General features: G+C 44.9%; 6 protein-coding genes. 2 read left to right on the top strand and 4 right to left on the bottom strand.

What is annotated here, in order from left to right:
* Positions 1-118 precede the first annotated feature (118 nt).
* From ACT89M_RS04135 to ACT89M_RS04125, 3 genes are all read right to left on the bottom strand, one after another.
* The gene (locus tag ACT89M_RS04135; RefSeq protein ID WP_154891652.1) at positions 119-1,279 is read right to left on the bottom strand and encodes a cobalamin-independent methionine synthase II family protein; all 1,161 of its coding nucleotides are present in this window, start codon (positions 1,277-1,279) and stop codon (positions 119-121) included.
* Between the two features lie 147 nt (positions 1,280-1,426).
* Positions 1,427-2,536: a winged helix-turn-helix domain-containing protein gene (locus tag ACT89M_RS04130; protein WP_253497262.1), complete on the bottom strand. Its 1,110-nt coding sequence runs from the start codon at positions 2,534-2,536 to the stop codon at positions 1,427-1,429.
* 496 nt (positions 2,537-3,032) lie between these two features.
* The gene (locus tag ACT89M_RS04125; protein ID WP_090923218.1) at positions 3,033-3,602 is read right to left on the bottom strand and encodes an SF0329 family protein; all 570 of its coding nucleotides are present in this window, start codon (positions 3,600-3,602) and stop codon (positions 3,033-3,035) included.
* A 229-nt stretch (positions 3,603-3,831) separates the two neighbouring features.
* On the opposite strand from ACT89M_RS04125, the gene ACT89M_RS04120 reads away from it, so the two are divergent.
* Together ACT89M_RS04120 and ACT89M_RS04115 are read left to right on the top strand one after the other, a co-directional pair.
* A complete protein-coding gene (locus ACT89M_RS04120) occupies positions 3,832-5,982 on the top strand; it encodes an ATP-binding protein (RefSeq protein WP_308723296.1) in 2,151 nt (716 codons plus the stop codon).
* Between the two features lie 4 nt (positions 5,983-5,986).
* Positions 5,987-6,673 carry a response regulator transcription factor gene (locus tag ACT89M_RS04115; protein ID WP_090923222.1) on the top strand — a complete coding sequence of 229 codons (687 nt, stop codon included), beginning with the start codon at positions 5,987-5,989 and terminating at the stop codon, positions 6,671-6,673.
* Positions 6,674-6,767: 94 nt separating this feature from the next.
* Here the strand turns inward: ACT89M_RS04115 and ACT89M_RS04110 are convergent, their stop codons facing one another.
* Positions 6,768-11,723, bottom strand: a complete 4,956-nt coding sequence (locus ACT89M_RS04110) for an S-layer homology domain-containing protein (RefSeq protein ID WP_308723297.1) — start codon at positions 11,721-11,723, stop codon at positions 6,768-6,770.
* Between the last annotated feature and the right edge of the window lie 144 nt (positions 11,724-11,867).

The raw sequence follows: 11,867 nt of genomic DNA, 5'->3' as shown, positions 1-11,867 counted from the left end.
GAATCACAAAACAGACATAACGATCACACGGTAACGAATCAGGCAAAATAAAAAGCGATCTCTCCCGAATCCTGCTCGGAAAAGATCGCCCTATGAAAATATCTATATGTTATAGAAATTAGTTGCCCCAGTATTGCTTCGCAATCTGCTGACCCTGATGAATCTTCGCCCACTGCTGGGCTTCGCTCAGTTCGTTCCCGCCATCACAGGACGCAAAACCACATTGGTGAGACAGCAGTAGCCTATCTTTGTCAATGATCTTGGAGGCTTCGTCCAGCAGACGAACCACGCGCTCCTCATCATCGAGCGTACTTGTTTTGGAGGACAGCAGACCCAGTACAATTTCTGTATCCGGTCTGTCTTTGAACACTTCCAGCGCTTCGATGGAACCCGCACGATCATCATCCCACTCCAGGAAGAAACGATCATACTTCAATTGCTTCAGGAACAGATTCGCAATCTTCACATACGATCCGCCGCCCATGTTACGGGAGTCATAGTTGCCGCGGCAGTTATGTGTCCACATTTTCAGACCCAGACTATGACCGAAGTCAATGACCGTATTGTTGATATCAATAAACTCCGTGGCGAGACCCTGTACTTCCTCTTGATTAATATGCTCTCCGGTAAAAGGCGAGTTCGGATTGTCATCGGCAAACAGCTCCCAGAGACAGTCATCCATTTGCAGAATTTTACCACCCGCAGTTGCAAACTCCTGCACAAATTCCTTATAAGCACTTACCAAGCCGGCTTTCAGCTCCTGTGTATTCTGGTATACGGCATCCTTGCCCCCAATGTTGTCCGACCACGATAATTCACCGAAAATATGGGACGGCGATGGAATGCAGAGTTTGGTCTGCTGGTCACCCGCTTGGTCTTGCAACTGCTTGAACAGTTGAATGAAATGATGATTCTTGCCGCTCAGTTGCCCCGTAATACGCAGCCCGATATCTTTACGTGTTTCATATTTAGAAGTGCCGTCCACATCCCGGAAAAAATACCCATGATCCGCAATATACCGCTCCACTCCGCCGAATCCCCACACAAAATCGAGATGCCACATCGATTTGGAAAATTCGCCGTCCGTGATAACAGACAAGTCGTTCTCAATCTCTTTTTGGATCACTTGTTCAATCGCTTTCGTCTCACATTGCTGGTATCCTTGAAAGTTTTCATAGAATGGATACTGGATATCATCCCGGTGTTCAATCTGTGTTTTATATGTCAGCAGCTCTTCCGGCCGCAATAAACTCCCTACGATCTGGAACTTGTCAGTCATGTAAATAACCCCCTCGTTGTATATGATTATCATATCACGCGGAGCGGGGTTAGAAGAGATACCAAAAATGTATGACTGGTTATAGCTTCAGGCTATAACAACTGGGGAACAAACACATGTATGCTCTTCAATTTTGATGTTTAGTTTTTAGTCTTTTCCCTCTATTGAAATCGTCTCACAGTCATTGAATATTGCAAACCGCTCGAAACATTCCTTCACCACGGCTACAAGTTCTTCGGTTGGCTGCATGCCTTTTTCGTACCAGACATGTTTAACAACAAGCCTTCCAGATTTCCGTTCCACGATAATCTCGGCTCTCCCAATGAACCGGTCTCCATACAGTAAGGGCAACACATAATAGCCAAATTTCCGTTTGAGAGCTGGCGTATAGATCTCCCATTTATAGTCGAACTCAAACAATGCATAAATAAGCTTTCTATCCCACATTAAATTATCCAGTGGAGCAATTAATTCGCAACGCTCTTGTAACTCCGGATTTTGCAGTATGTGTTCAATCATAGGTAAGTCTTCTGTCCGGCAGTATAAACGTTCCTTGATTTGTTCTACCTCAACAGCAATAATGCGATCCTCCAGCAATAGCTCATGAAAAGCCCTGTTCCGCTGCTCTGTTTTTAACCCCCATATATTAAGCCAGGCATCGGATGCACGATTCCACAGTAAACCAACCGCACCGATTCGGCGCAATACTCTCCACTTGTGATGATCTAATTCATTCAATAACGGTTCCGGGGCGTGCAATAAATCAGATTGTATGTGCTTCTCAGCCAGATCATAATATTTACGTGTTCCTTTTTTATGATGGATAACCAGTTCACCTGTCGAATACATCTGCTCCAACACCGAGCGCGAAACATTGTTCCCACTACTCCAGTGAATGGCTGAACGCCAAGTGAAATCTCCTTCTAGTTGCAATGCATTTAATTCATTCGAACTTACCGGACCAACTCGCTGTATATAATCCCGTACTTGCCTTGTGAGCGTCTCCATCTGGGGATAGCTTTCGGCATGTTGCCTGGCCGCTTGTCTGTACCGTTCGAAATAAGGCCAGTCCTCAATAGAGATTATAGCGAGATTCTTATCGGGATAATCCATCAGTAATCGATCTTCATACAATAACTCTTCAAGCATGTTCTTGCTAAACCCACGAATGCGTGACTGCAATACTAACTCGGCATTTTTTCCACAGATATCGATAGGATCATATTGAAGGCAACCAACCTGTCTTGTAAATTCCATGACCCCTGACTTTCCGACATATTGATGCTCCCCCAATAACCCATGCTTTAACAATAAAAACCGCCTGGCTTGCCGTCTGGTTAATTGTATCATTGGACGTATTCACCCCTTAACAAGTTCAACCACAGTAATCCCCCGAATATGTATAAAATATAGCATGAACAAAACGTATGTTCTTATTATATCTTATCTTTGTTGAAGTATAAAAACAATATGTAGTACAACATATTTTGTTCTAAACCGCTCTACATTAGATTCTCTACCCTTTGAGCTTGCCGATAATAACCTTTGGTTGGCTAAGTTCCAGCGTTGCGGTCCGATAAACACAAGTAGACCGCCCCCTTACAAAGGTCGCGGTCTACTTGGTCGTGTATGCTCTTGTTTGAAGCCCACCGCTCTTAGAAGCGGCTATTTCGGCAAAGAGTCGTGTTACAGCACGGCTCTCTTTGCTTTATAAGCTGTTTGTAAGCTTGATTTAACATGCGAAATAACGATTTCACACTGTCCTGCGGCGCAGTTCGTAAAAATACTGCACGGCAGAATGCTTCATTTTAATCGAATCCGACATGTTCAGAATCCGCTTTTTGCCCACCCGTCTGTCGATCAGCGCCAAAATATTGAGCAGAATGTCATTGCTCTCCAGATTGTCCTCGATTGAAGTGGCCAGAAACGTTGTTGCTACCGACGTAAAATTCGATTTGCTCAATGCGGCTTGAGCCGCTAACAGTTCCTTAGCATGAGATGTGCTTTTTCTACCTCGCACCATGATCTCAAGTCGTTCTTCCGGTACAGCCCCTTTCGTTTCTTTACGAATGGCTTCAATCTCTTCCATACTTACAGGAATTACGATATTGGGATCATTCTTGATCTCCTGATCGGTCTGATACCACCGTATGGGTGTCGTCGTATCCGCCATATTAAGGATATTCTTCTGATCCACGGTCAGATAACCACTCCCTGATTTATCCGGTGAATAGCGGTAACTGGTTGCCCGGTACGCTACTGTGCCGGCCAGTGCGGGGCTAAGGAAACTCTCTAATTGTTGTTTTAATTTACTCCAGGACATAGTTCCTCCTATTCTCAGAAAAGCTTCAACAGAACATTTACATAAAGTATAGCACAGCACAACGATACGCCCCTCTAATAGCTACAGCACAAAAGAATAGTTCACCTTTGAAGTCATCTGGGTCTTTCTTGAAGTTTTTATCTCCATGACTCACACATTTTCTTTTGTTGATGCTATCATGAAGATATTCAGATATTTATAGCGAATTTTGTAGATTGGGGTCAACTTCATGTTCAGGGATATTCTGCGAGTCAGTTCTCGTACGATCTTGCTTCACATCATTTTTGTCGTTGTTATCGGTTTGGTCATAAGCTACGCCGTGATGTCTGCACCAGATTCCCCTCCCGTTAGAAGCGAACAAGGCATACTCGATTTAACTCAGGGTCATATTCGTACAAATCCTGTACAGTTAGAGGGAGAATGGACATTCTACTGGCATCAGTTGCTTTCGCCTGAGGATATACGAAGTCGTATGGAAATGGGTGGACAGTCTGACCGATATATCAATATACCTGGATCATGGCTAGGCTACCGATTGGATGGTCAAGAACTGACAGGAGAAGGCTTTGCCACTTTTCGTCTGCTCATTAAGCTTAGCGAGCAGGACAGAAATGAGCGACTTGCGCTGCGGTTACCTACCATTTTCCATGCTTATAAACTATGGGTGAATGGAGAACTGCTTGCAGAAGCAGGTAGGGTTGGTCAGGACAAAAGTAACATGACACCGCAATTGGCAACAAAACTGGTGTTCTTCCAGCCCGAGAGCGATACGGTAGAACTCGTGATGCAAGTATCCAATTTCTATCATAATCGTGGCGGTATCACCAAAGAAATAGAACTAGGTGGCAGTAACGTATTAACGGTCCAGACTAAACTGAAGGTTGCCACAGACATGTTTGTAACAGCAAGTCTGCTCGTCATTGGCTTGTATAATCTGATGTTGTTCTTGCTCCGCCGTCAGGACAGAGCACCGTTATACTTTGGTCTGTTTACCTTGTTGTTTGGCATCCGATCCATGCTGAATGGCGAGCTGATGTTTACACAATTTTTTCCTGATTTCCCGTGGGAATTGCAGTTTAAAATGGAATATCTGACTCTTTGTCTTGGTGGGTATGTCATTACCAAGTATTATGAATGTATTTTCCCGAATTATGTCTCACGATGGTTCCGTCTTGGCAGCCGAATCGTAACGGGATTACTCTGCCTGGTTGTTGTCATAACCCCTGCACTGATCTATACCAAAATGTTAATGTTGATTGGTGCGGTCGTTGTTCTTCATATGGCATATCTGATGGTTGGGCTAGCCAAAGCGGCTATGCAGCATATGGAGGGAGCTCTGATTTTCCTGCTCGTATCCGTGGTTGCTTTGGTTACGGTGATTAACGACTTCTTATACTTCAATGAGTGGTCGCCAATCGGAAATACTTCTCCGGCAGGTCTGTTGATATTCACGATTGCACAGCTGATTCTGCTTTCTTCCAGATTTACAAGGGCAGCAACAAACGAGGTGCGGATTGCCCGTGAGCTTCAGGAAGCGAATGACAGGCTTACCGATATGAATACCAATCTGGAGCAACTGGTGAAGGAACGTACACATGCATTATCTGCGGCTCACGAAGACCTGCGTACGTCGTATGAGCAGTTACTCCGCTCAGAGCATGGAAGAAAGAAGCTACTTGCCTACATTACGCATGATTTGCGTCTGCCGCTGTCCAGCATGCTTGGTTATGTCGAGGCGGTAAAAGACATGGTAAAGCCAGAACGCAATGAACAGTACCTAAAATATATTCGTGATAACACGATACGGATTAATCATATGATCGGGGAGTTGTCCTTCTTGTCTCATCTGGAGACAGGACAAGTGGAATACCACATGGAGCCGGTTCATGCAGCCGACTTCTTACATCGATTTTATGAACAATATGAGCTGGTTGTGCTTGACGCAGGATTGGATTTCACACTGGACATCGGCAGAGGGGAAGATCAACGGGCTGACTTTCCGCACATTGAGATTGATGAGCAAAGAATAGAGCAGGCTTTGTTTAATCTCGTATCCAACGCGATGAAGTTCACCTCTACTGGTGGAATCATACGTCTTGCTCTAGCCGTGGATGAGACAGAAGATCCCTCTATTGTGATCATTAGTGTACAAGACTCTGGCATGGGTATTCCCCCGGATCAACTCGAGCAAATCTTTGATCGCAATTACCGATATGATCGGCCAAGCACGGACATGAAAGTGGAGGGCAGTGGACTCGGACTCGCGATTTGCAGGGAAATTGTTCAGGCACATGGGGGAAGCGTTCATGCAGACAGCGACGGCGAGACGGGATCGATATTTTATATATCGCTGCCGCTCTATTCAATAGCAGGAAGGTGACCACATGAAGGACTCGTACAAAATTATGATCGTCGATGATGATCCCCATATATGTGAGATTGTTCAGGCGTATTGCGAACGTGAAGGTTTTAATTGCACTTATAGTCATACCGGGACAGAAGCCATGCAGCTGCTTACATCGTTTAATCCTGATTTGATTGTACTGGATGTGATGCTAGCCAATGAAAACGGCATTGACTGGTGCAGGAACGCAAGAGGCTACACTGATGCGCCGATCTTGTTTCTGAGCAGCCATGAGGAAGATGAGGTGAAGATCAGTGCATTAACGGATGGCGGCGACGATTATGTGACCAAGCCGTTCAGTCCAGGCGTACTCATGGCCAAAATCAAGGCTCATCTTCGCAGAGTATCGTCAAGCAGGCGGGAACAACTGCTGGAGTTACCAGGGTTGCAACTGGATTTCTATGCTCAGTCCGTCAACATAGGTAGTAAAACCATTTTTTTATCCAAAAAAGAATTCAGTCTCCTGTCCTATATGGCACAGAATGTGAACCGGGTGATCTCGGTCGATACGTTATTCAATCTTGTCTGGGGCATGGAAAGTCTGGAGGATACGAGAACGGTCGCTGTACACATCAGTAATTTACGCAAAAAGATAGAGGATGACCCTCTCCATCCGGAGAGAATTATTACGATTCGGGGAGCAGGATACATGCTGGCTTCGTCATAGCCATTCCGGTAACGTCTTTTTTATTATGCAAAATACAAAAAAAGGGTTGCCCCTGATGCAGTTAGTTCTGCACGGAGCAACCCTTTGAATTGCATTAAATTAAACCGGATACCTTCAGTAACCGTTGTACAATCGTCGCAACTTCAGCACGGGTAATATTCGCCCTCGGAGCCAGTTGTTCTGCTCCTCTGCCGCTCACGACACCTGCTTCCAAGCTTGCTTCTACACCAGCTTTCGCCCATGCCGCAACAAGTGAAGCATCCGTGTAAGGTTTCAGCATTTCATCGCTGCCCTTACCTGCAAGTGCAAGCTTCTCTGTTAGCCCGGTAATTGCCATCGCTTTGGACAGAATCACCATCGCTTGTTCACGGGTAATCTTCTCTTGCGGACGGAAAGTCCCGTCCTCGAAGCCATCGATCAGCTTGTAATCATAAGCCGTCAGCACAGCCGAATGATACCAATCGGAAGCTTTTACATCTGCAAAAGGTGAATTTCCTTCAATCGGTTTCAATCCCAAGCCCCGCATCATGATAGCTGCGAATTCAGCACGTGTCATATCCACATTCGGATTGTAAAGATCATTACCACTGCCATTTACAATTAAACGGGAACCCATGTCATTAACAGCATCCTTGGCCCAGTGACTTTCTACATCTTTGAACGTCAGCGGATGCCAAACTACCGAGTACAAGCTATTGGTCAAGCTGTTAATGTGGGCAAAATACTTGCCATTCTCCAGTGTCACTTTGGTTGGAACATGACGTACAGATCCATCTGGATCTGTTACGATCCCTGTTGTAATTTTGCTTGGATCAATGCCTCCCGGCAGAGCAATGGACCGTTCCACGTATACATTAAACTTGTTTATATCCACAATCTTTCCTGCATATTCTGCTTTGACTGTAAAGTCAATTGAAGGTGCTACCAGCGAAAGTGCATTTTGTTTCGCCGCATCTTCGGCAACCTTCATCATTGTTGCTTCCGGAGAAGCGATACGCAATGACAGCTTGATGTCCTCCAGTGTTGCCACCTCACCCAGTTGCTTGGAGATTGAATCAATATCAAGCTGCTGCGCAGGAATCGAGTAGCTTGCATTTCCTGTTTTCACAACCAGCATCGCCTGTTTGTCTTCCATCTTCTTGATCATCTGTCCAGTGAGTTCACCAATGATGATATTAGACTCCGCAGAAACAGGGATTGTCACAACCGCACCTTGCCCTTCTGCATTCAGCTTGGTGTCCAGTTGCTGCTGATCGACAGTAATCGTCGTTATCGTACGCTCACCTTCTTTAGAAGCTACAGACTTACCAATGCGCTCCTCTTTGCCATTCACCAGTACTACAACCGCATCATTGGTCGGGGCTGGCGTGCCTGCAGGAGTTGCTCCTGCGCTAACACTGTTGTTGCTTCCTGCATTGCCAGCACTTCCACTGTTTCCACCAGCGTTGCCATTGCCAGTTCCACTACCGTTGCCGCCAGTGTTGCCACCTTGATCTGTTCCACCGCCGTTGCTAGTGGCAGTCCATTTTGCATATAAAGTAACATCGCTATTCACAACATCTGTATCGTTATTCCATTTTAATGTTCCTGCTGCATCCTTGTACCACCCTTCAAAGGTGTAACCTGCTCTTTCCTTAACAATCATTACTGGAATCTTGGAGCCTTGTGTTACCCCCATTGAGAATGGAGCAGTTCCATCCTGCCGATTAAAGAATACATTGTAAGCCGGAAGATTAGCTGAATTGACAGTCACCGCCACAACCAAACTATTGACCGTTGACGTTTGATTCTGAGCAGCCAAATCGTTTGTGTTCTTCACTTTCACATAATAGTACACCTTACCTGCTTGATCTGTAGGTAAGGAATAACTACTCTCTGTTGCACCCTCAATCAATGTAGCGCCTTCAACGCTATCATTTGTGTTACTGTACCATTGATAGCTCAATGTACCACTGTCACTTACCGTGGCATTCACGCTCAATTGCGGGCTCTCGCTTCCCTGATCTACCTTTAAGTCCACCAGGTCCGTATGAATTACCGGAGTTGCTGCGTTGATGATGAGCTTCTTAACCTTGCCGAGCTGATTATCAACAGCATACAAATTGCCAATGGAATCTAAAGCGAGCCCATACGGAATACTGAAATCGGCTTTTGTACTAATTGGCGTCGCTTCACCATTTGACAGTTTTTTCACGCCTTCACTGTCTGCAACATACACATTACCGTTCGCATCCGCTGTCATTCCTATTAACATGATAAACTGTACGCCAGATACGACTTCCTCCGAACTATCGTTCCACAACGTTTTGACCGTAACTCCATTACTATGACTAGCATACATTTTCCCACCAGTCACTACTAAACTAGAAATGTAACTATTAATTGAACCGAAGTTCTCCCAAGTACCATTAACCAGTTTTTTAATTACGTCGCCTCGATCTACCACATAGATCTGATCTTGCTCATCAACTGCCAAATGCGATGGATTGATAAGTCCAATACTATCAACGGATTCCCAAGCATCTCCAGCGTATTTCAAGATAGAGCTGTTATTGTATCTGGATACATAAATCGTACCTTTGCTATCTGTTGCAATCCCTGTATAAAAATCTTCTCTTTCCTCTCCATCAGCAGGAGTGATATCCTGCCAGTCACTGTCTATAGTACGCTTAACAATTTTCATTCCACTTATTACATACACCGTACCATTCGGATCGACTGCAATACCATTTGCACCAACAAAAGATGCCTCTGGCCCCGTGATATCTTGCCAGCTCCCCTTACTTACAAGTACTGTAGCTACAGTGCTCGGCGTTGTTGTAGAAGTTTCACCTAACGTATTGGTTACCTCAACAAAATAATACGTTATTCCCACAGTTGATGCGGGCGCATCATACCTGCTTTCCGTTGCTCCTGCGATCTTTTCAATGTTTCCACTCTCGACACTTTTCTTCGTATTGCGATACCATTGATAGGATAGCTGACCACCATCATTTACGTTTGCAACGACTTTCAACTGCGGACTTGGATCATTCAGGCTTACACTTCTATCCACAGGTTGTCGGGTAATTTGAGGGGATTGTGCCTTTGCTGGTTCCGTAATCACTGGTCCTGTTCCACCACCATTGTTGCCGCCGCTACTCACCGTCACTAGCGCAAGGGAACTATTGACTGATGCGGCTTGATTTTGGGCAGCAGAAGTATTCATATTTTTCACATTCACGTAATAGTAGAGAATGCCAGGTTGAGTTGTCGGTGCGGAATAACTGCTCTCCGTTGCACCCTCAATCAATGAGGCTCCTTCCACGCTATTTTTCGTGTTGCTGTACCATTGATAGCTCAATGTACCACCATCGTTAACTGTGGCATTAATGCTCAATTTCGGTTGCTCAGCTCCCTGATCTACCATATCGCCAATGGGCTGTGCATGAATAACCGGAATTGCTGCATTAACAATCAGCCTTTTAATATGTCCGCTCTCATAATCTGTGACATACACGTCTCCATTGTGACTTATGGCTACACCATATGGAAGGCTGAAATCACTTACTTCACTGACCGTTGTCCATACGCCTGCAGACCGCTTCCTTACAACATGATTATATGAGTCTGCTACATACACATCCCCACTTGCATCGGCTGCAATTCCTTGTGGCATATTAAATTTTGTGCCAGCTGTGATACCTTCCCAGCTACCATCCATTAATGTTTTAACTCCAAATTCAACAAAGTTATCATATGTTACATAAACATTCCCATTACCTACTGCTAATCCAACAGGAGTAGAGACATTGAATTCACTGATACTTTCCCAGGTTCCATCGACCAGTCTTTTAACGTTTCTGAACTCTCTATCTGCTACAAAAATCTGGTTATTCTCATCCACTGCCACATCAACTGGCGTGGAGAGACCTTCATTAGTGCCATTAACAACTCCCCAAGTACCATCCATATATTTCAAAATAGAACTACTGCGGCTCCGCGACACATAGATTGCCCCTGTGCTATCTGCAGCCATACCCGAGATATATTCGAGACCTTCTTCTGGTGTTATATCGATCCAGTTACCATTGTTGGACCGCATCTTAATTGTTGTGGAACTAGCCACGTACACCGTACCATTCGGATCAACTGCGATATCAATTGGTCCATTAACAGGTATCTCTGGCCCCGTTATATCTTGCCAATGCCCTTCAGCCAATGGGGGTTTCACCGTTACACTGACTACTTGGCTAGACTCTATTTTGGAACTGGCACCGAGTGTGTTCTTTACCTTAACGAAATAAAACGTTGTTCCTGCCGTCGTTGTCGGCACATCAAAGCTACTATCCGTAGCCCCATCAATGGCCCTCTCTCCAGTCGTAATTAAACTGTACCATTGATAGCTTAACACTCCGCCGTCACTTACCGTTGCATTTACACTCAACTGCACACTATCATTCAAATTCACTTCTTTATCCAAAGGTTGCTGGTTAATTTGAGGTGATTGTGCATCCTTTGGTTCCACGTCCCCCGTGCCTGTTCCAGAGGCAGGATTTATTGTGACAGAACCCGGAGTATTATGGTCAATACCTACTATGGATTCATTAGATCCAATGTATGTACCTGAATTCCAAATCACATGGGCTGAACCCTCACTCGCTGTTTCCTTTATTCTAAAATGTAAAACAAATATCTCTTGCTTCCCATCCTTAATGGGGTGTTCTTCTCCGAAACTGGAGTTCACATAAACTTCAGTACTGGCTGGAATTTCACCTTTATCAAAGGTAGATGTGTTCCATTTCGTACTTGCTACCCCTGGCATCGGCTCAAGTTTATTAGGATTATAGGTAAAATTAAGCTGATAGCCATATATACTATAATCCCCCGGATAGATATATACAGGAACGTCTACTATATCACCAGGAGATCCGGAAGCAGTTCCGATCTCAAGTGATGCTGGATCATCCGCAAAAGCAATGGATGGAAACGAACTCAAAAGTAAACTGAAAACAAGAACAACAGAAAACAAGGATCGAAGCTTGTTCCTGCCCATAACATGTTGCATCATTCTGTATTCCTCCCTGATTAAACATTCGTAATCTTCTTCATATCATTACTATCTAATTTTTCCGGTGCCATCTATGTACAGGTACACAGTCAAACATCTCAAGCCCGTCCTTCTCCGGCCTTTCCCTGCTCTCACCGCAGGTGC

This window comes from Paenibacillus sp. NN59, assembly GCF_057597225.1.
Note: the sequence above shows the minus strand (reverse complement) of the source record. Positions and strands in the feature narration are given on the sequence as shown.